At 38.3% G+C, this 20,848-nt stretch carries 19 protein-coding genes; 3 read left to right on the top strand and 16 right to left on the bottom strand.

Annotated features, from left to right (window positions below):
• Positions 1-117: 117 nt before the first annotated feature.
• Positions 118-1,527, top strand: coding sequence for a discoidin domain-containing protein (locus tag PGN18_RS09850; RefSeq protein WP_335319320.1), 1,410 nt, complete (start codon positions 118-120; stop codon positions 1,525-1,527).
• A gap of 98 nt (positions 1,528-1,625) precedes the next feature.
• Here PGN18_RS09850 and PGN18_RS09845 read toward each other — a convergent pair whose 3' ends face one another.
• A complete protein-coding gene (locus PGN18_RS09845; protein ID WP_335319319.1) occupies positions 1,626-3,668 on the bottom strand; it encodes a M13 family metallopeptidase in 2,043 nt (680 codons plus the stop codon).
• A gap of 165 nt (positions 3,669-3,833) precedes the next feature.
• On the opposite strand from PGN18_RS09845, the gene PGN18_RS09840 reads away from it, so the two are divergent.
• Positions 3,834-4,772, top strand: a complete 939-nt coding sequence (locus tag PGN18_RS09840; protein ID WP_335319318.1) for an SPFH domain-containing protein — start codon at positions 3,834-3,836, stop codon at positions 4,770-4,772.
• Between the two features lie 286 nt (positions 4,773-5,058).
• Here the strand turns inward: PGN18_RS09840 and PGN18_RS09835 are convergent, their stop codons facing one another.
• From PGN18_RS09835 to PGN18_RS09820, 4 genes are all read right to left on the bottom strand, one after another.
• Complete coding sequence (locus tag PGN18_RS09835) at positions 5,059-7,248, bottom strand: carboxy terminal-processing peptidase (protein WP_335319317.1); 2,190 nt, start codon at positions 7,246-7,248, stop codon at positions 5,059-5,061.
• 246 nt (positions 7,249-7,494) lie between these two features.
• Positions 7,495-8,184: a hypothetical protein gene (locus tag PGN18_RS09830; RefSeq protein ID WP_335319316.1), complete on the bottom strand. Its 690-nt coding sequence runs from the start codon at positions 8,182-8,184 to the stop codon at positions 7,495-7,497.
• 29 nt (positions 8,185-8,213) lie between these two features.
• The gene (locus tag PGN18_RS09825; RefSeq protein WP_335319315.1) at positions 8,214-9,056 is read right to left on the bottom strand and encodes an isoaspartyl peptidase/L-asparaginase; all 843 of its coding nucleotides are present in this window, start codon (positions 9,054-9,056) and stop codon (positions 8,214-8,216) included.
• Positions 9,057-9,142: 86 nt separating this feature from the next.
• Positions 9,143-10,018, bottom strand: coding sequence for a cyanophycinase (locus tag PGN18_RS09820; RefSeq protein WP_335319314.1), 876 nt, complete (start codon positions 10,016-10,018; stop codon positions 9,143-9,145).
• Between the two features lie 297 nt (positions 10,019-10,315).
• On the opposite strand from PGN18_RS09820, the gene cphA reads away from it, so the two are divergent.
• Complete coding sequence (gene cphA, locus PGN18_RS09815; RefSeq protein WP_335319313.1) at positions 10,316-12,931, top strand: cyanophycin synthetase; 2,616 nt, start codon at positions 10,316-10,318, stop codon at positions 12,929-12,931.
• A gap of 211 nt (positions 12,932-13,142) precedes the next feature.
• On the opposite strand, the gene PGN18_RS09810 is transcribed toward cphA, so the two are convergent.
• From PGN18_RS09810 to PGN18_RS09765, 11 genes are all read right to left on the bottom strand, one after another.
• Complete coding sequence (locus PGN18_RS09810; RefSeq protein WP_335319312.1) at positions 13,143-13,598, bottom strand: PA2169 family four-helix-bundle protein; 456 nt, start codon at positions 13,596-13,598, stop codon at positions 13,143-13,145.
• 122 nt (positions 13,599-13,720) lie between these two features.
• Complete coding sequence (locus PGN18_RS09805) at positions 13,721-14,638, bottom strand: sugar transferase (RefSeq protein WP_335319311.1); 918 nt, start codon at positions 14,636-14,638, stop codon at positions 13,721-13,723.
• 107 nt (positions 14,639-14,745) lie between these two features.
• Entirely contained in the window at positions 14,746-15,000 is a 255-nt protein-coding gene (locus PGN18_RS22400) for a GxxExxY protein (RefSeq protein ID WP_442955349.1), read from the bottom strand.
• 116 nt (positions 15,001-15,116) lie between these two features.
• A complete protein-coding gene (locus tag PGN18_RS09800; protein ID WP_335319309.1) occupies positions 15,117-15,878 on the bottom strand; it encodes a class I SAM-dependent methyltransferase in 762 nt (253 codons plus the stop codon).
• Positions 15,879-15,890: 12 nt separating this feature from the next.
• Positions 15,891-16,151: a hypothetical protein gene (locus PGN18_RS09795; protein ID WP_335319308.1), complete on the bottom strand. Its 261-nt coding sequence runs from the start codon at positions 16,149-16,151 to the stop codon at positions 15,891-15,893.
• A complete protein-coding gene (locus PGN18_RS09790) occupies positions 16,138-16,539 on the bottom strand; it encodes a hypothetical protein (RefSeq protein ID WP_335319307.1) in 402 nt (133 codons plus the stop codon). Before PGN18_RS09790 ends, PGN18_RS09795 begins: the two co-directional genes overlap by 14 nt.
• Positions 16,536-17,864, bottom strand: a complete 1,329-nt coding sequence (locus tag PGN18_RS09785; RefSeq protein ID WP_335319306.1) for a flippase — start codon at positions 17,862-17,864, stop codon at positions 16,536-16,538. The genes PGN18_RS09790 and PGN18_RS09785 overlap by 4 nt, the downstream gene beginning before the upstream one ends.
• Positions 17,865-18,127: 263 nt before the next feature.
• A complete protein-coding gene (locus PGN18_RS09780; RefSeq protein ID WP_335319305.1) occupies positions 18,128-18,646 on the bottom strand; it encodes a DUF1569 domain-containing protein in 519 nt (172 codons plus the stop codon).
• Between the two features lie 19 nt (positions 18,647-18,665).
• A complete protein-coding gene (locus PGN18_RS09775; protein ID WP_335319304.1) occupies positions 18,666-19,175 on the bottom strand; it encodes a DUF4476 domain-containing protein in 510 nt (169 codons plus the stop codon).
• A gap of 266 nt (positions 19,176-19,441) precedes the next feature.
• Positions 19,442-20,131, bottom strand: coding sequence for a YjjG family noncanonical pyrimidine nucleotidase (locus PGN18_RS09770; protein WP_335319303.1), 690 nt, complete (start codon positions 20,129-20,131; stop codon positions 19,442-19,444).
• Between the two features lie 376 nt (positions 20,132-20,507).
• A complete protein-coding gene (locus PGN18_RS09765) occupies positions 20,508-20,837 on the bottom strand; it encodes a low molecular weight protein tyrosine phosphatase family protein (RefSeq protein ID WP_335319302.1) in 330 nt (109 codons plus the stop codon).
• Positions 20,838-20,848 lie beyond the last annotated feature (11 nt).

The raw sequence follows: 20,848 nt of genomic DNA, 5'->3' as shown, positions 1-20,848 counted from the left end.
ACACAATTACATAATTTAAGGAATCAACTCAACCTAAATATTAACCCCAATGAAATAGATTGTGATCTTACTAACCACTTTAAGAGATCCCTTCTAACATTAAAACAATCTAAACAGATGAAAAACAAACGGATTATCCTTTTGGGCATGCTGATTTTCTCAGCTTTACTCTCTTGTTCCAAAAAAGGACTGGAAGAATCTCAACCTGCAATTACAAAAACTGCCGTGGCAAAGGTGAACAACACCCTGCTTGCCGATCCTCCGCTTACCTGGCAAGAACATTGGTTTGACCATGTGCAGGTATTGCAACGGTTTTACCACGATACGAGCATTGTAGTTTACCACGATAATGATGTAAGCAGTACGGTTACCTGGCCCAATACGTATTTAGCTCAGGTTTGGAATTACACCAAAAGTAAATATGGGTCGTTTGGTACAGACTCTCGATTATGGGCCATTTTTCATACCGGAAAATATAGCGGGGGGCATCCCAGCACTTACATGGATGCCAGCCACGATTACCGAAATGTAATCGATGTGGGATCCTCGAGCACAAGTGCCTGGCTAAGCGGGACAGGTAACGATCTGGATCTTACCACACATGAGGTGGGTCATATTGTAGAAGGTGCTTCACGCAATGTACTTAATTCGCCTGCCTTTGGTATATGGCACGATAGTAAATGGATGGAAATTTACATTTATGATGTTTACATTGGTCTTAACCGTTCGGCTGATGTGCAACGTTGGTATAATTTGGTCGCCAATGGATCGGAAAGCTATCCACGTGCGCAAACGTATTGGTTTAGAGACTGGTTTTTTCCTATCTACTCGCAACAGGGCGATGCATCTTCACTAAATAAGTATTTCAGCTTGCTAGCACAGTATTTTCCTAAACAAACAGTTAATAATGGACAAACCAATATACAGCGCTTTTCAAGATCAATGAATTATGGCGAGTTCATCCACTTTTGGAGCGGCGCAACCGGAATGGATTTAAAGCCACTTGCCTTAAGCGCTTTTGGTAACCTGGATGAGCAGGGTAATGATTGGGTGGCACAGTTAAATGCGGCAAAAACTGCCTTTCCCGGTGTAACATACCTGAAAGATATAAGCAGCCAGGCAGTTGTGAGTGTGAGTAACGAAAATGCTGGCGGTGCTGCTGCAGCTGAAGGTTCTGCTAAACTTTCGGATAGTTATTATAATACCAAGTTCTTTTTGGGAGCTTACCCTAACACTTTTTGGGCACAACTCACTTTTCCTGGCAGTCAGGTAGTAAAAGGATATACTATTACTGCAGGGAACGATGCACCGGATCGTGATCCGAAAAGCTGGAAACTTATGGGATCTAACGATGGTACGAATTATACTCAACTCGATATCCGTAGTAACGAAACTTTTAGCTTAAGAAGGCAAACAAAAAAAATATTGATTTCAAACACTACCGCATACAAATATTATAAGCTTTTTATTACTGCCAATAATGGGAGTGTAGATTTGCAATTAAGTGAATGGAGGTTGTTGCAATAATATCAACTGCAAAATAAAGTTGATCCCGGAATTTAAGAGTTGATCAATTCCGGGATCATAATTTGCAAACGTATATTTTAAAATTATGCTTTTAAATTTTACCAAACGCCTAACCGGTCTGCTGGCGCAATATACATTTTTGCGGTTGCAGGAATGTTAAACGCTTTATAAAATGCCTCCATGTTATACACCGGTCCGTTCACTCGGAACATCTCCGGGCTATGTGGATCCGTTTTCAACCTTACACGCATGCTTTCATCCCGGGTTTTAATTCGCCATACCTGTGCAAAACTTAAAAAGAAACGTTGGTCAGGTGTAAAACCATCAATCTTTTTATCACTTTTCCCTTGTTCTGTTAGCTTAAAAGCGTCATATGCAATGTTCAATCCTCCAATATCGGCCAGGTTTTCGCCTAATGTTAATGAACCGTTTACATGCTGGTTGTCTAATAGCGAGAATTTATCGTAAAATTTTTCTACTTTACCGGCCTTCGCTTTAAATTGATCAGCATCGGATTTGGTCCACCATTCTTTTAAATTGCCCATTGCATCATATTGGCGGCCCTGATCGTCGAAACCATGTGTCATCTCATGACCAATCACTGCACCGATTGCACCATAGTTAATCGCATCGTCTGCGCTAAAATCAAAGAAAGGAAACTGTAAAATTCCGGCTGGAAAAACAATTTCGTTGAAAGATGGATTGTAATAGGCATTAACAGTAGGTGGCGTCATTCCCCATTCCGTTTTATCTACGTTTTTGCCGAGTTTATCCATCATTTCTTTATAGGCATGTTTACTTGCCGATTGAAGGTTTGCATAATAGGTGCTTTTCGAAACCTCTACATCATCATATTTTTTCCATTTATCTGGATAACCGATTTTTTTGATAAAGGCATTCAGTTTTTCCAAAGCTTTCTTTTTGGTTTCTGGTGTCATCCAGTCTAACCTCTGAATTCTTTCTTCATATACTTTCTGTAAGTTGTTTACAAGGGTTAACATACGTTCTTTGGCCTCAGGTTTGAAATACTTTTCGGCATATAATTGGCCTAATAGTTCGCCTAAATTGCGATCGGTGGCATTTACAATGGCTTTCCATCTCTCCGTAGGTGCTTGTTGACCAAAGAGTGTTTTAGAGAAAAAATCAAATCTCGCATCTCTGAATTTTTTGGTGAAGGCATTTGCCGATTCGTTCAGCGCATCAAATTTTAATTTTTCTTTCCAGATTGCTATAGGCTGACTTTTTAACAAGACTGAAAGGGCTTGGTAGTATTTTGGCTGTCTGACAATAACGGTATCCGTGTTTGCACCCAGTTTGTGTAGCACAGATTTCCAATCCATGTTTGGGGTCAGCTTTTGGAAATCAGCCACCGTCATTTTATGATAGTTTTTCTGTGGATCGCGCAGTTGAACAGGCGTGGAATGAGATTGTGCAATTGCTGTTTCCAATTTTAGAATATCGTTGGCATATTTAGTTGCGTTTGCAGAATCGCCAGAAAGGGTAAAGATTTTGGTGATGTATTTAATATACTCGGCTCTGATTTTTTTTGCTTTATCATCCTGTTCGAGATAATAACTGCGATCCGGTAAAGTAATGCCAGCCTGTGTAAATGACAACGCATTTTTAGCGCTTAGTTTATCATCTGGTTCAACGCCAAAGCCTAATAAATCACCTTCACCATTTTTATAGCCTTCGGCAATAAAATTGATTAAATCCTGATCATTTTTAATCCTATCTATTTTACTTAAAAGTGGCTTTATGGGTTCAATGCCTAACTTCTCAATGGTAAGCGTATCCATTCCGCTGGTATAAAAATCGCCAACCTTCTGTTCAGCACTTCCTTTTGCTGCCTTAGCTTTTGAAGCATTTTCGAGAATGTTTTTCAGATTTTTCAGGTTATCGTTATATAAGGTGTAAAAAGAGCCCCAACCAGTTTCGGTTTTAGGAATCTCCGTGTTTTTCATCCATTTTCCATTGGCATAAAGGAAAAAGTTGTCACCAGGCTTTACAGTAGTGTCCATGCCAGCCTTATCAAAAAATTCGGTACGTGTATTTACCACATCAGTCTCCTGATGATTTTTATTCTGACACGCCGCAAATAGCAAAATGCCTGCCGCTGGAAGAAATAATTTAATTTTCATCTGTATAAATTTTGTTTTTTTTTAGTCATCAGATTTATTTATTCCACTGCAGAATTCAAAAAATCATGATGGTTTCGATTGATATAAGTTAGTTAGAAAACTTAAAGCTACAAAATGCAGGTGTAGTTTGTATGAATTTTTATACCTTCATGAAAAAATCTAGTTATGCAATACACCGTTTATATTTTAGTAGTAATTGGAGTGATTATACTGCTAAGCTCATTTGTTACCGTTAAACAAGGAACTATTGCGGTAGTTACCGTGTTTGGTAAGTACCAAAGGCTTTTAAGACCCGGTTTAAACTTTAAAATTCCTTTAATAGAGCAGATTTATTCTCGGATATCAATCCAAAACCGCTCTGTTGAACTTTCTTTTCAGGCTGTAACGCAAGATCAGGCGAATGTTTACTTCAAAGCCATGTTGCTTTACTCTGTAATCAATCAGGATGAAGAAACCATCAAAAATGTAGCCTTTAAATTTGTTGATGCGAGCAATCTGATGCAGGCTTTGATCAGGACCATCGAAGGATCTATCCGGGCATATGTGGCTACGCAAAAGCAGGCAAACGTATTGGCCCAGCGAAATGAAATTGTGCTTCATGTTAAGGAACAGATTGATCAGGTGTTGGATGGATGGGGTTACCATCTTCAGGATCTTCAGTTAAACGATATTACTTTTGATGAAGAAATTATGCGCTCCATGAGCCGCGTGGTTGCATCAAACAACTTAAAGGCCGCAGCTGAAAACGAAGGACAGGCTTTATTGATTACCAAAACCAAAGCCGCAGAAGCGGATGGTAATGCGATTAAAATTGCTGCTACAGCAGAGCGTGAAGCTGCCCAATTACGCGGGCAGGGTATCGCATTGTTTAGAGAAGAAGTTGCAAAAGGTATGACCAATGCTGCACATGAAATGAAACAGGCAAATTTAGATACTTCAGTAATCTTATTTACCATGTGGACAGAAGCCATTAAACAGTTTGCAGAATATAGCGAAGGCAACGTGATCTTTTTAGATGGAAGTACTGAAGGGATGAACAAAACCATGAAAGAAATGATGGCGATGCAATTAAGCAAACAAAACGAGCCTACTGCTAATAAGTAAGCATTTAGACGTTAGGTAGGGTTGTCAACTTTAATAAGCACTTTGCTCGAAAGCTGACAACTCTGAACTTTAATGATTGGGTTGTTAACTGTGCTGCCAGATGTTACCATCTAACAACTGATCAGATCAACGATAAGTATTTCAGTGCCGGATCGTAATATCCGACACCAGGGAAGGTTATCAATTTTAGTAAGCACATTGCCTGAAAGTCGGTAACTCTGAAACCAGATAACAAAAAAGGCCGCTTTAGTTTTGCTAAAGCGGCCTTTATGTTGAAACATATTTCTTAATTATTCTTTTGTACTAAGCCTAGGTTCATTACATAGCTGCCAGATTGTTGCATAAAATCGCCCATTACTTTTAGCGATTCATCCTCAATGAAATCAAACGCATCTTGTTTGGTAACTTTCGCACCCTTTTTAAGGGCTGGCAATCCTCTTAAGGCTCTTAATTCATTCTGTCTTGCCAGTGTTTTAGCTTCCTGCGCATCGCGTTCAGCTTTTAGCTTGGCCTCGTTTAAAGTTACCGAAACTTCGCTATCACGTTTTTTAAGGTCTGCAACATCTTGTTTCAGGTATTTAAAATCCAATGAATTTGCAACACGTTGCTCGCTATTTTTGATCAACTGTGCTTTAACGGCACTCAAATTGGCAACTGCTTTAAAGTTCGAACTTGGAATCACATCCCATGGCAAGGCAGATGGCTCTGTATCTTCTCCAATTTTATCCATTGGGTAAATGGAAGGGAAAACAACATCAGGAGTTACACCCTTGTGCTGTGTACTGCTACCGGCCACACGGTAAAATTTAGCCATGGTTAAATTAATCTGGCCTAAATTAATATCTGCTGGGTTGGCACTACTAGGTGAGGTTCCAATAGTTTTATCTTTAGAAATTAATCCTGCTAATCTTTGTAGCATGCCAGGGTTAACCAGTTTATTTAAGTCGATTGAAGATTGTACTGTACCTTTACCATAGGTTTGGCTACCCATAATAATTCCGCGGCCGTAATCTTGTATAGCGCCTGCAAAAATTTCTGATGCTGATGCACTTAAACGATCTACCATTACACCAAACGGACCGTCCCAGGCCACACCACTATTCTCATCTTCATCTACCTCGATTTTGCCGCGTAAATCTTTTACCTGTACAACAGGTCCTTTATCGATAAACAATCCGGTTAACGATATGGCTTCAACCAATGAACCTCCGCCGTTTCCGCGTAAATCCATTACAATAGCATTTACCTTATCGTATGTTTTTAATGAGTCAATCAATTTTTTAACATCGCGGGTGGTGCTTTTGTAGTTTTTATCGCCCGCATTTGCTGCTTTAAAATCGGCGTAAAATGCAGGTAGGGTAATAACCCCGATTTTGTAGTCCTTGCCATTGCTGTTAATGGTTTTAACTTTCTTTTTGGCAGATGTTTCTTCCAAAACAATTCGATCACGAACCAATTCGATGATTACCGGTTTAGACGACATTTCTTTGCCCACAGGTATTACTTTCAAGCGCACTTTTGTTCCTTTCGGACCTTTGATTTTCGAAACCGTGTTATCTAATCTCCAGCCTACAACATCAACAAACTCACCATCGCCTTGTGCAACTGCGATAATACGGTCTCCCGCACTTAGCTGTTTTCCCTTAAACGCAGGTCCCCCAGCAATAATTTCAGAAATCTTAACAACTTCATTTTCTAATTGTAAACGGGCGCCAATACCTTCGAAAGAGCGTGACATGTCTTCGTTAAATGCCGCTGCATTGGTTGGGTTAAAATAATTGGTATGCGGATCAATGGATTCGGTAAAAGCGTCCATCAAAATTTGAAAAACGTCCTGGTTATTGGTTTTTGATGTTTGCGATTGTAAGTTTTTATAACGTTTAGTCAATGTTTCGATATTTTTAGATTCGGCAGTACCGGCTAAATTTAAATTAATCAGTTCGTATTTTACCCGTTTTTTCCAGTTGTCATTTAAAGCTGTAGAAGAAGTTGCCCAAGGTTGTTTCTCCCTATCATAGACATAAGTGTCATTTTGGTTAAAATCAAATTTAGTCTTGATCTGTGCCAGCGAATAGGTAAAGTATTCATTAAGCCTTTTAGCGTAAACGTTGTAGATGAAAAATGGGCCGCTCAAGTCGCCATTTTTAAAATCATCGTCTAAAGTATATCTGTATTTCTCAAAATCTTTGATATCTGATGCCAGGAAGTAATTTTTACCTGGATCTAAAGACTTGATATACTTATCTAAAACGATTGAGGAAATAGAATCATTGATCTTAACTTTTTTATAATTGTAACTCTCAATCAAATTTACAACCTCTTTGATAACAAGTTGCTGCTGCTCATCAGGTTTCACATTGGTAACCCCCTCAACCATTGGCTGAGTTTTAGGGGCAGCATGACAAGCCAGTACTGCCGCAGTAAAAATTACAAAAAATATCCTCTTTAACATTTCTTTAAATGATTTAAAATCCATTTCCAATTCTATATAGCCAATATGATACCATTTTAGCAAAAAAAACAAAAAAGAGACAGCTTTATTACCGTCTCTTGTTAAAATTTGATCAAATCTAACTAAAAGCTCTTTATTTAACAATTCTTATGTAGAACGTTGCCTATTATTTTTTGTTTTACCCAAACGCAAAATTTGTTTAATTACAGCCTGTTATGGGCCATATTATGACTTAATACGATGAATTTGTAGAAAAATTAGTTGCTTAAATTAGCTCGGATTTACCTTTTTGCCAGTGGTTTTATTGGCAATCATTTCCCTCGCATCTTTAATCTGTGATTTATACTGCGTGGTTTTAATGGAGTTAGCTAGCCATTCAGCCGATTTTAAATCTCTCAGGGCAAGCGTAAAGTCTTTCTTTTTAATTTTTACCTGAACAATGCCCAGAATAGATTCGATATAAGCATTGTTGCTTTTTAATTGTTTCGCCAGGATACCTTGCTGGGTATAGAACCACATCGATTGTGTATACTTGGTATTAGCCAGGTAAACTTTTCCTAAAAGGTTATAAGTATTCATTATTCCTGCCCTATTCCCAGTTTTGGAATAATTTTTTAGCGCTACGTTTAAAAGGATTTGCTCCGCATCGGCAAAACGGCCAAGTTGATAATGCATATTGCTCATCTTGATAACTGCAAGCCCATACCTATTGAAATTTTTTACGGAATTATATTCAAAAGCTGCCTTGCCGAATAGGGTAAGGGCTTCGTTGTAATCGCCTTTTCGTTCAAAATCTTCTGCTTCCTCAAAAAAGGAATTTCCATCTTCCAACTCAAATTTAGATACTGCTATACTGATCGCACTACCGTTAGGTTCCTGGATCTCAGATTTATCTAGATTTTGAGCTTGTAGTTGTACTGTTGCAAAAAGGCCAATTAAAGCCAATACAATTTTGGTCATGCAACAAAAATAATACTTTAAATCTAATTTTAGCTAAATACCTGTAAATTAACATCAAAAGCTGCCCAGACCATGTAAGGGTGCGAGTCGCAATGGTAAACTTCACCTGCAGCAGTAATACCTACAATACCTGCAAAGCCATCAAAAGCTTTAAGTTCTGCAAAAGATTTATCAGATGCCTCTTTTAAAGAAAAACCATCGGTAACGCGGGTTACAATCTTTGCAGCTAAAGCCCCACTTACAATATCCTCACCTACTCCTGTACAGGAAATACCTGCATATGGATTGGCATAGTTCCCGGCCACGGTTGCCGAATCGCTCACCCGGCAGGGAATTTCAAATCCTTTTCCGCCAGTAGAGGTTGCTGCGGCTATGTTTCTGTTTGCATCTAGCGCTACGCAGCCCACCGTGCCTTTATTATTCTTTTGGTTTAATTTAGCTTCATACTCTGATTGGCGTTGTGGGGTAATCGGATCGAAATATCCAAATCCGTTTGTTCTGGCAAATTGCTGGGCACCGTCGCCGCTAAGCACCCGGTCATCATGTGTGAGCAGTTTCTCTGCAACATTTATAGGGTTTTTAATATCTTCGACATTGATTACACCACTAAATTTCTCGGTTTTGCCATCCATCAAGGCTGCGCTTAATCTAACTTTTCCGTCACTTTGGATCTGTGAACCTATACCGGCATTAAACAGTTCGTTATCTTCTAACAATGCAACTGTATAAACAACGGTTTCTAAAGCAGTATGTGTTTTTAAATATTCGTGTCCGAGCGTAACAATTGAAGCTAAAGCGTCTTGTTTAGCTTTTTTCATTTCCTGGTTGGTAGACGATTCGCTGAAGAAACCGCCATGTATGATTAGTTTCATTTTTTGAATATTGTAGTATTATGTAGCAAGTATCAAGATTGAATAACTCCAAACTGAAAATTGCCCATTGTTAACTGCTAACTGAATTATGCTACAGGAACAACCTTTGGATGATGGATTACCAGGCTATGGTCTGTTAAATCGTATATATCTCCATCGCACATTACATGCACCACCATATTTTTAATAGAAACTGGCTGCCCCATTTCTACATCGGTTAAATTGGTATCGGCCATGGTGCGACCATCCACTAAAATTACCATTCCAGAGCCTATGGCTTCCATTTTATGGCCATCAGAAATGAAAAGCCCGGTATCTTCACCAAGTCCGATCCCTAAAATGCCAGGATTACTGGCAGCAGCATACAACAAACGGCCAATCCTGCCACGTTGAACAAAATGTGTATCTACAATAACATCGTCAATAAAGCCTAATCCTCCAGTAATTTTTACCTCTCCCTTAAGTAAAGCATCTTTGCTGCTACCTTGATAAATCATGTTTTTAGAGCTTGCCGCTGCCCCAGCCGAGGTACCTGCAATAACCACAGGTTCGTTTCTATATTTTTCTAAAAGGATTTGATGGGTTTTAGTACCGCCGAAGATGGAAGAAAGGCGGAGCTGATCGCCACCGGTAAATATAATTACTTCTGCAGCTTGGATACGCTCGTAATTTTCATCAGAATTGGCTTCTTCACGGTTGGTAATATTAAGAACGCCAACGTTATGTACATCTAATTGTGCGTAAGCCTTAATATATTCTTCACCCACCTTCTCGGGCATTAACGATGCTGTGGTGATGATCTCGAAACGAGATTGCGTATCTCTTAATGATTCTGTAGTAATCCGTTTCAAAATTCCACGCTCGAAAAAATTCATGTTTTCAGGCAGTCCAAATTGAGTTTCTGCAAAGCTACCTGTATTTATTGCGCCACCAATGATGATGAGTTTACCTTTCGGAATCATTCTTTGTGTATTATAATTGTATCGAAAAACCCAAATATATAGGCTTAAGATAAAAAACACGACTTTTTTTGTAAAGAATATTCAAATTATTAACAAAAGTTAACATATTATAACCTAAAATTAACAGGATTGCTCTTGAAAATAAAACAAATACACCTTAAAATTGATTTAGCTAAATGAAACGTCTATTTTCAAAATAAATGTATAATTTACAGTCATCAATTTCATTCTTAATATGGAGTAAAAAGAGCGATTCTGAAGTATCCGCTTAGCCAGAATAAACGAACAAAACATTACATGAAGATATTAAATATACAAGTATTAAGAGGACCAAACATATGGTCTATTAACCGGAAGAAATTGATCCAGATGCGACTGGACCTGGAAGATTTGGAGCAAAAACCAACAAATGTAATCGAAGGGTTTAGCGAAAGGATGGAGAAACTGTTGCCGAGCATGTTTACCCACCGTTGCTCAAAAGGTGTTGAAGGTGGCTTTTTTACCCGTGTAAAAGAAGGAACCTGGATGGGGCATGTGATTGAACACATTGCGCTCGAAATTCAGACACTCGCGGGTATGGAGACTGGCTTTGGCAGAACACGCATGACCAAAACCGAAGGGATTTATAATGTGGTTTTCAGTTATCTGGAAGAAAAAGTAGGGGTTTACTCTGCAGAAGCAGCAGTTAGAATTGCCGAAGCTTTGATCAATAATGAGGAATACGATCTGGAACACGATATCCGAAGAATGAAGGAGATACGTGAACTGGAAGCCTTAGGCCCAAGTACTGGTTCGATTGTAGAGGAAGCGGTAAAAAGAAGCATTCCCTGGATAAGATTGAACAAAAGTTCGTTGGTACAATTGGGCTATGGTAAAAATCAGGTGCGTTTTAGGGCTACCATGACCGAAAAAACCAGCAGTATTGCCGTAGACATTGCCAGTAATAAAGAGGAAACGAAACGTTTGCTTACGGAAGCCGCTATTCCGGTAGCCTCAGGGGTAACCATTTCAAATCCTGATGATCTTGAAGCTTCCGTTAAAAAAGTTGGCTTTCCTTTAGTTTTCAAACCGCTTGATGGCAACCATGGTAAAGGCGCCACCATTAATGTGAAAACAATGGAAGATGCTGTGGCAGCATTTGAATATGCTAAAACCTATTCGAGAAGAGTAATTATTGAAAAATACATTACCGGATTTGACTTCCGTGTGCTGGTCATCGATCATAAAGTGGTCGCGGCGGCACAACGCGATCCGGCGCATGTAAAAGGAAATGGGATTCATACCATCCAGGAATTAATTGATCAGGAAAATGAAGACCCACGTCGTGGTTATGGACACGAGAATGTGCTAACGGAAATAGCTGTAGATCGTGATACATTGGATTTATTAGCCAAAAAAGAATATACGTTAGAAACCATTCCGGATAAAGGGGAAGTGGTTTATTTAAAATCGACCGCCAATTTAAGTACTGGAGGGACATCCATTGATGTTACAGATATTGTTCACCCACAGAATATTTTCATTTGCGAAAGGATTTCAAGAGTAATCGGATTGGATATCTGTGGTATCGATATCATGGCGCAGAACCTCACCCAGCCTTTAACAGAAAATGGCGGGGTGGTATTAGAAGTTAATGCTGCTCCGGGTTTTAGAATGCACCTGGCGCCGAGCGAAGGTTTGCCACGTAACGTTGCAGCACCGGTAATTGATATGCTTTATCCACAGGGTAAATTATCACAGATCCCCATTATTGCCGTAACAGGAACCAATGGAAAAACCACCACCACCCGATTAATTGCACACATTATCCGTAGCAATGGCAAACGTGTAGGTTTCACTACCAGTGATGGGGTGTATGTACACAATACCATGCTAATGAAAGGCGATACCACAGGGCCGGTGAGTGCGGAATTTATTTTAAAAGACCCTACAGTAGAATTTGCCGTTTTGGAAACCGCCCGTGGCGGAATTTTAAGGGCAGGTTTAGGGTTTAATGCCTGCGATATCGGTGTGGTTACCAATATCCAGGAAGATCACTTAGGTATTTCTGATATCCACAATCTTGACGATTTAACCCGGGTTAAAGCCGTAGTAATCGGAGCCGTACGTCGCAAAGGTTGGGCTGTGCTAAATGCAGACAACGGTTATTGTGTTCGTATTGCTAAAGATGCACGGTGCAATGTTGCTTATTTCAGTATGGATGAAAATAATCCTGTGGTAAAAGAGCATTGTAAAAAAGGTGGAATCGCGGCCATTTATGAAAATGGATACATCACTATCAAAACCGGTGATTGGAAATTAAGGGTAGATAAAGCCACCCACATTCCTTTAACCTTTGGAGGTTCTGTAAATTTTATGATCCAGAATGTACTAGCGGCAACGCTTGCAACTTATCTATGGGGTTATAAACCAGAAGATATCCGTTTATCATTAGAAACCTTTATCCCTTCTGCGGCGCATACACCAGGTAGGATGAATGTCTTCAGGTTCAAAGATTTTAGCGTATTGGTTGATTTTGCGCACAATCCTGATGGATTTAATGGTGTGAAAGGTTTCCTGCAGGGTGTTGAGGCAACAGAACAGGTTGGGATTATTTCCGCAACAGGAGATAGAAGAGACGAGGATATTTTGGAAACTGCCCGTATTTCTGCACAGATGTTTGACAAGATTTATATTTGCCAGGAAAAATATCTTCGTGGCAGACAACAGCAGGAACTGGTTGATTTGCTGATTAAAGGGATAAAAGAAGTTGACCCTAATAAGGAGATTATTGTAAACAATAAAAGCACTGCTTGTTTGCAGATTGCCATTGATACGGCTAAAAAAGGTTCTTACCTTACTATTTTAAGTAATACGATTGATAATACCATTCAACGTGTTACTGAACATTTGGATAAGGAATTGGAATCGTAGTATCTTAACTGATTTTTACGTCAAAAAATCGTCATTTCGAGCGAAAACGCATTGAAGCCGAGGAATCTGTTGAGATAGATCTCTCCCCGCCTGTACGGGCAGGCCTGTCCGCACAGGCGGGCATTCCGCGATGCTCCAGTCGAAATAATAAATGAAAAACCTCCTCTGATTATGATCAAAGGAGGTTTTTCATTATGTAATTATTTGCTAATTAAGCCTGGGCATCACGTAATCTTTTGATCTCATCGTGCGACTGTCTTAAAGCTGCTTTTTGGTCTGAAATTAACTCTCTGATATTTGAAGGGATATCATCTGACTCTAAAGCCATTTTATAGGCATTTTGTGCAGCATCTTCACCAAACTCACAATTGTTTAACACTGTTTTGCGGTCGTGGCCGGTAAATAGTGCTTTTACATCCATCCAGGCCCTATAAATTTTACCTGAATTGGTAGTTCCTGTTTCAATATCTTCGCCCAAAGCAGATACTTCAGTTGCCAGCGCCATTTTATATTTTTGGCTTTCGCTTATCATATTCAAAAATAACGTCCTCAAATCGGCATCTTCATCCTTTAATTCCTGACGTGCTTTTTCATAACCTTCAATACGATCATTATTAATTTGAATCAAATCATTTAATACTTCTGCTGTTTCTGTTGTCGTTTTCATGTTTTTTATTTTTATAGTTTCGATGTATAAAATCAACATGGGCAATCAGAAAAAGTTTGTCATTTTTTTAATTGCCTACAACACTACGCTATAGCTTATAAGATGGAGTATTGAAGCTGTTATTATTTTTTGGAAAAATATTGTGTGAGTTTTTCTTTTACAAAACGCCTCACCCGTGTAACCATATTACCTTTTCGCTTTGTGAGGAAGCGTTTGATGGCTTGATAGGCAATGGGATCTTCAGCTATTACGGTTGGAAATTCAACAATTTGTTTGGGGTTGATAATGACATTATAAATATCATTTATTCCTGAATGTACGCCCGTGCCATCGTGGCCAATGTTGTTCACGAGTGATTGTGATGGGTTAAGTGTGATACCGCCTTTTAAAAATATAGAAGCATACCATCTTATGGCCCAGCTGTTGTTTTTCCCCTTTTTAAACTCCTGCATCTGTTTCCAGAAGTTCATTTTATGATCAATGGAAAAAGCAGCTCTTTTCTTTTTATCAAACTGTTTAAGAAGAACATCTATATCTGGTTCGAAATTTTTCCATGCCCTTCCCCATGTTGCCCAGCCCCAACTGGTGGCTGCCCTATAGAAAAAGGACTGAGGAAGATCATCGGCTATTAAAGGATACATGTAAGCGCCAATGTGCATTACCTTTTCCTCCTCGCGGTAGTGATTTAAGGCATTATTGAAATAGGCTAAAGTATGTGGTGAGGTAATAAGATCATCTTCAAACACAATTACCTGATCGTATTCTTCAATCAATTGGGTAACTCCTGTAATTACCGCATTCGCTAAGCCTGCATTTGCCTTGCTTTCAACCACTTGAACTGACTTAAAGCCTTCTACTTTTTTAATGATTTTTCTTACTTCGGTAACTTTTTCCCTATCTGCAGCAGTCTTAGCCCCGTCAGAAAAAATATACAAGTGGCTTTGAGCTGCCAGCTCGTTCTGTTGCAGAAATTGTAACGTTCGCGCAGTGTGCTGCGGACGGTTGTATACGAAAAGTGCTATAGGGGCAAGGTTTTGCATTTTTGTTTTACAAGTTAAGATTTATAGAGTTAACCATAATACTAAGTTGGCCACATCTTTCACCATAAAAGAAATTGAAGGCACATATAAGTTCAGGTAAAAATATACTAATAAATTGATTCATATCTTTCGTTTGCGTATGTTTTTTGGCCTTCTGAAAAGATATGTAAACAATTAAAGTTTATCATTAATCCAAGGGGTAATTTTAATAACTTCATACAAGTCAACAGTTGGGCTACATGGATTGGTGCTACACTTTCAACAGCTTTAAATTCAACAAATAGCGAATCCTCAACTAGTAAGTCACACCTTAGTTCTGAATCAATTATTAACCCTTTATAATCTATTGGGACGGTTAACAAATGGCTCGGTAAAACTCAGCTTAAAATAACGGTATATTCAGTTAGAGCCTTACTATTGAAGAAGTTTAAGGACATATAAGTTTGGTATTCTTACCCTATATATTCCCTTTTACCACCTAAAATATCTGCAGATCTTGATCTGATTTTTGGGTTAGTACAGTATACGCATTCGCGTACTGTTCCTGTTTTTTCCTTCCAAATAAATTACCCAAGGTTTTCTTTATCCTGTATTCCAGCTCTATTTTTAGGTTTTTAGAAAATGTTTTGGGTGTTTTTTTATTGATAAACTCATTAAATTTTACAGTTTCAGTTGCAGTCATCGAAATTTTATCGGCTAAAATTTCCAATCCTTCACTTTGCAGTAAAAACCTGAGCGAAGTTGGGGTATACATGTTGATGTGCCCATAATCCAGGAAGTGCTTTATGCGCTTATCCACATCAAAACGATAATCTTTCGGCACTTCTACTACAATATATTTAGCTACGCGTTTTAACTCCCTGATAAGTAACCTTTCGTGCTCTACGTGCTCTAAAACATGCGCCAGGATAACCAAGTCAAATGTATTATCATCATACGGAATTTTATAACCATCAAAAGTTTGGGCCTCTTTTAAGTTGGGTAGCTTGCGGTCATTTATCAGGTCGACACCACTTTGTGCAATTTCTAAAGCATAAAGCGCTGTGGCGAAATGCCATTCATTTAAAAAATGTAAAATGCTGCCATCGCCAGCGCCAACTTCAAGCACTTTTTGGGGTTTTAGCCCTTTGCATACCTCAACAATGTTCTGGGCTTTATATTTGGCACCGAGCATTCTCCATGCCACATCACTATTGGTATAAAAATTATCGTAGGCCGTTTTTACTTCTTCGCTTAACATGATCCTGATGGGTTAAATACCTAAACAATTATCCTGTTTATAAAAAACCGAAGTCGCTTTTTCATAGAAAAGGCCAGGAGATATACCACTAAAGCTAATTTCTTTAAAACCTTGGGCTTTTAATAGCGTGCGTGCGGGCTGATAAACCTCACGTTCACTATCATCCAAAACCAGTACACCGTTTTCTGATAAAGCAGCAACGCTATACTTACAACAGTTTACACGGTCGCGGCCATCAACGATGATAATATCGAATTTTTTACCAAGCAGCATTGCTTTTTTTTGCGTATTCTCCATCTTGCTCTAACTGGCAGAATATCATTTCGGCATTGTCCGGACTTGTGTTTTTTACTTTATCAAACCAGCCTTTATCGTGTTCCACAGAAGTTACCGAGCCAGCTCTTTCTGCGTAAAAAATAGTCGAACTGCCAGAGCCGTATTCAAAAATGCGCTGTGATTTATCTATCCGCTCTTTAATGAAATCAATAAATGAATAGGTTACCCAAGGCAAAGCTTTCCCTTGTCCGTCTACGGCCTGTTTCTTATCAAAGGCAGTAAACCAACCAATGCTGTTTAGGTAGCCTTTGTGCCCGTATGATAATAGTGCCTTAAGCCTGCTTGGCTTTGCAATTAATGTGCTTAATGCTTTAAGAGTACTCAACGTTTAAATATTTTTTGAAATGCGGTGACCAAAAATAACGATTTTAACATCATTATACCTTGTTGACGTGTTTTCGGGATTAATAAAATGAAAAAGGTAGCTATAAAGTAAGCAATGAGAGTGGCTAGCGCAGCTCCCATTATACCAAATTTTGGTATCCATATTATATTTAAAGTGATATTCACCACAGCCCCCATTCCTGTTCGGAGCATTGATAACTTAGTATATCCTTCTGCTATAAGATACTGTCCACTTGCACTACCTAAGAAAACAAATATACCTGCCCATACATGAACGGTTAATACATGAGCGCCATCCCAAAATTCTGGCTTATAAACTATATGATATATGATAGGCGAGGCGAAAGTCATGAAGAGTGCTACGCTCAGGCTTATCCAAACCATAATATCATACATGTTTTGTAAACGCTTATTATATCGCTCCGGATTATCTCTTTTCGCATTCATAATTGCAGGAAATACGGAAGTTACTATTGCTACTGGAATAAAATACCAACTTTCACTTAACTGTACAACTGTTGAATAAATCCCTAAAGCCCCATTTCCGAGATAATTTTCAACCATCAGCTGGTCAATTTTCATGTATATTGAAACTAAAACAGCAGATAAAGCGAGTGGCCATGAATGTTTAATTAGATATTTCGCCAACACTGAATCAAATATCCAGTTAAAAATGCTTCCTACTTTTATTTTGTAAAAATAGATATATCCTATCGCTAAAATAATGGTATCAAGCAATAAAGCAAAAACAAACCATTTAACATTTAATTTTAAGAAGATAAATACTAATTTTATTAATGCAGAAATAATATTACCGAATACTTGTACTCGCATTACGTATTTGGCCTGTACTTTAGATTGGAAATAACTGTCAGTAATATAGAAAGCTTGAGTGATTCCTGTAAGTCCTACAATTAGAATATAACTGAGTGGTGTTTCAACAGGCTTATGTATATTCCAAAGGATATATGATATATATATGAGCGGAATAATACAAAGTCCACCGACGATCTTAAGCCAAAACGCAGTTCCAAGTAAACGATCTCTATTTTCAGGATTGCGAAGAAGTTCTCGAGTAGTAAAACCATCAAGACCAAGAGCTGCAGCAGCTATAAAAAAAGTAGTGAATGCTGTAGGGTAATTTAAGATGCCATTTAACGTCTTTCCCAAATAATTGGTAATAGCAAATCCTACCAAGATTTTAATCACTAAACTTCCAACTCTAGCCAGCATTAACCACCCCGTATTCTTTAAATACTTGTTAAATGCTTCTTCATCAAAACCTTTTATGGCGGGTAATTTCATCAACGCAAAGATGTAAAAAAATGTGCGTTAAGTACGGAACACTAAATTCAAAATATTTTATTGTCTTAATAGGACTCAGCTTTACTTTTTATTTCCCGTACTTTTGACTAGGCAGTTTCAACTTAAGGCCCTAGGATAGCAACTAGTCACTCTCTTTCTTTTCATTGGGATTAGAGGCACAAAGTACAATATGGATGGAGAGGTAACAAGCGCATTTCATCCACAAAGAATTTAGAATTATCCAACTATGTGCCAAAATTAATTTACGCCTGAAAGCTCTTCTCTATCCTTTCTAACTGTTTTAGGTGATGTTTTAAATGTATTTCTATAAACCTAAGCCATTGTTTAGCATTTAAATAGCCCAACCTGGGGTGTTTTGTTTTGCTTTTGGATTTCGTATTCGCAAGCAAGAGGTAATTATCGGCTAAAGATTTTTCAAATGCCTGAATAAAACTAAGGGCTTCTGTTTTACTGATTTTCTTTACCCGCTCTGCCAACCGTTTGGGGACTTTATATTTTTGTGCAGGAGGTAATGCACCCAGTAACAATATCAGTTTTACTATCAAATGAGTCGGTTTGCTTTCGCCTTTGCCGTTTGCGGCATGTTCAAAGGCAATTAACGAAAGTAGGCTTGAATCAAAAATATGTGAATATACTTCGCCATAACTCCAACCAGAAATTGGTGGCGTTATCTGGAAAATATCTTCAGGGTAATTCGATAATTTCGATTTATAGGCATCAACCACTTGATGTATCGATGCCTTAATTTTTGCAGCCGTCATCTAATAAAGATAGGTTGAATTACTCTTTCTCCAAATATTTTAAAAATTCATCTTTATTAGATCGGAAAACTTTGATATCAGACAGGGTAAAATAGTCCTGAGGATCAGCAACGTTTTTGTAAAGGTTTCTGGCTACTTTTAGGCGCTCATCATCAAAGGCGAAAGATTTTAAAAGGATTTTTACCAGTGTACTTAGTAGTGATGAGTTTTTGATCACTACATTTACCATTTTTGATCTGCCATCATCAAAACTTTCCCTTTTATATTGTGCCAAAAAGGTCTGAAATGCTTCATCAGATAACAGTCTATAATTTAAATATGTCTTAGGCACCATGGGCGGAACAATGCCGGTATAATCTCCACTATATCCGTCAAAATCATCAAGGGCATATTGCCTGTTGCGAAAAATATCCAACTGCTCAAGCGTAATCAACCTTTTATGATTAAGACTTAAAACAAGTCTTTGGTCTGGAACCACTCTAATCCGTTGTTTTAGAACCGTTGTATTGCCCTGGGTAATGGATAGCATCGGTGTAGTATTGTAGACATCGTAAAAGCGGGACCTATCATTCGAAGAAGAAGTGAGTTCTTCATCCAGAGATACATTGTATTTGCCCGGATCAACGTTTTATAAAAAGACTTCTGCAGATCTGCGGTTGTTTTGGACGAAAATCAGGTTAGCTAACAGCATTGCCAGTCCTAAAAAGATGTTTTTTTCATGTTAATTAAGGTTTTATTTGTGCGTGTTTAGGTTAATGCCAAACAAATGACAAAATGAGACAAAAGCGGGGTAGATTAAAAAAGTGTTAACAATTCTTCTAAATGAAAGATTTCCTTTTTTACTTCCTCGGGCTTTTCTTTTCTCAAAGGATTAAAAAAGATGGCTTCCATGCCAAAATTTAATGCACCATAGATATCGGCTTCCAGACTATCACCAATCATAATGCTTTCTGTCTTTACTGCTTTTGCTTTATCCAAGGCATATTCAAAAATAATGGGACTGGGTTTGTTTGCACCTACATCTTCAGAAATAATGACGTTCTCAAAATACGGGTTAAGATTCGAGAGATGCATTTTAGTTAAGGTGGTTTCCTTGAAACCATTGGAAATAATATGCAGGGTGTATTTTTGCTGTAGATAACCCAAAACATTTTCTGCACCTTCAAAAAGATTGGTTTTGGTAGGCGAAATACTCACATAATCATCTTCAAACTGATGGGGCACTGCGTCAGGATGAATACCCAATTGAATAAAAGTTTTGCTAAAGCGTTCGGCTCTTAAAAAATCTTTGGTGATTTTACCCAGATGATAATCAGCCCATAACTGATGGTTATTTTCGGTATAGGTACTGATAAAGTCTGCGCAAGATTGAAGTCCAAGTGTATCTAACTTATAAGTATGGTAAAGTTCGTTTAGTGTTTCTTCGGCATTGCGGTCAAAATCCCAAATGGTATGGTCAAGGTCGAAGAAGATGTGTTTTTTCATTTATAATATTTTCTCAAATGTAACTTAATGATCTTTAATTTACAGATAATCTGAGTTTGATTATTTATTGCCTTTTGTTCATTTCCGGTTAAAGAGTGCACAAACCCTTGTTCCTAAACCCCCGCCTGTACGGGCAGGCGATTGAAGCGGGCACGAAGTGAAACGGAGTAAAGCGAAAAGCGGGGCTACATTCCGCCAAATACCACTGCATGCTCATTTCCTAAATCTATTTCGATCGGTTCGACACCAACCTATAGGATAATTTAACTACAGATGAAAAGGATGCAAACAGATTAAGCTCCGTATGATCTGCCTACATCTACGGTTAAGGCCCTTAAGTTAATGACATTGGATGCGATACCAAAAGATATGATGATTATCCAGGTTCGGTGAGATAATGGGCAACTTTTAAATCAATTTCTTCAATAAGCTCCCTATCCATGTATTGATAATCATCCGGGATATCCAACGTGATTATTTCTTTTTCGTAAACTTCATCAGTAAAACGTTCGGTAATTCTTTGTTTGTGTTTTTTCTCCATCACAAAAGTCAAATCAGCCCAAATGATCAATTTTGAATTGATTTTAATCCTTGCCGATGGTTCGGTTCCAGCTGATCGCACCTGATGCTCAGGGTGATTTTTATACATGGCTTCTGCAGTTGCACTACGCCATCTATTCCTACTGCAGACAAACAGGATATTCATTTTATATTGAA

This window comes from Pedobacter terrae (assembly GCF_036946585.1).
Taxonomy (GTDB): Bacteria; Bacteroidota; Bacteroidia; order Sphingobacteriales; family Sphingobacteriaceae; genus Pedobacter; species Pedobacter terrae_C.
This window is presented reverse-complemented; position numbering and strand designations above follow the sequence as displayed.

Excerpts from the sequence above, each read along its gene's own strand:
- PGN18_RS09765 (WP_335319302.1), bottom strand. The coding sequence starts at position 20,837 with ATGAATATCCTGTTTGTCTGCAGTAGGAATAGATGGCGTAGTGCAACT.
- PGN18_RS09800 (WP_335319309.1), bottom strand. The coding sequence starts at position 15,878 with ATGTTAAGCGAAGAAGTAAAAACGGCCTACGATAATTTTTATACCAAT.
- cphA (WP_335319313.1), top strand. The coding sequence starts at position 10,316 with ATGAAGATATTAAATATACAAGTATTAAGAGGACCAAACATATGGTCT.
- PGN18_RS09830 (WP_335319316.1), bottom strand. The coding sequence starts at position 8,184 with ATGACCAAAATTGTATTGGCTTTAATTGGCCTTTTTGCAACAGTACAA.
- PGN18_RS09850 (WP_335319320.1), top strand. The coding sequence starts at position 118 with ATGAAAAACAAACGGATTATCCTTTTGGGCATGCTGATTTTCTCAGCT.
- PGN18_RS09810 (WP_335319312.1), bottom strand. The coding sequence starts at position 13,598 with ATGAAAACGACAACAGAAACAGCAGAAGTATTAAATGATTTGATTCAA.
- PGN18_RS09835 (WP_335319317.1), bottom strand. The coding sequence starts at position 7,248 with ATGGATTTTAAATCATTTAAAGAAATGTTAAAGAGGATATTTTTTGTA.
- PGN18_RS09795 (WP_335319308.1), bottom strand. The coding sequence starts at position 16,151 with ATGCTGCTTGGTAAAAAATTCGATATTATCATCGTTGATGGCCGCGAC.
- PGN18_RS09775 (WP_335319304.1), bottom strand. The coding sequence starts at position 19,175 with ATGCTATCCATTACCCAGGGCAATACAACGGTTCTAAAACAACGGATT.
- PGN18_RS09845 (WP_335319319.1), bottom strand. The coding sequence starts at position 3,668 with ATGAAAATTAAATTATTTCTTCCAGCGGCAGGCATTTTGCTATTTGCG.
- PGN18_RS09780 (WP_335319305.1), bottom strand. The coding sequence starts at position 18,646 with ATGACGGCTGCAAAAATTAAGGCATCGATACATCAAGTGGTTGATGCC.
- PGN18_RS09785 (WP_335319306.1), bottom strand. The coding sequence starts at position 17,864 with ATGAAATTACCCGCCATAAAAGGTTTTGATGAAGAAGCATTTAACAAG.
- PGN18_RS09840 (WP_335319318.1), top strand. The coding sequence starts at position 3,834 with ATGCAATACACCGTTTATATTTTAGTAGTAATTGGAGTGATTATACTG.
- PGN18_RS09805 (WP_335319311.1), bottom strand. The coding sequence starts at position 14,638 with ATGCAAAACCTTGCCCCTATAGCACTTTTCGTATACAACCGTCCGCAG.
- PGN18_RS09820 (WP_335319314.1), bottom strand. The coding sequence starts at position 10,018 with ATGATTCCGAAAGGTAAACTCATCATCATTGGTGGCGCAATAAATACA.
- PGN18_RS09825 (WP_335319315.1), bottom strand. The coding sequence starts at position 9,056 with ATGAAACTAATCATACATGGCGGTTTCTTCAGCGAATCGTCTACCAAC.
- PGN18_RS09770 (WP_335319303.1), bottom strand. The coding sequence starts at position 20,131 with ATGAAAAAACACATCTTCTTCGACCTTGACCATACCATTTGGGATTTT.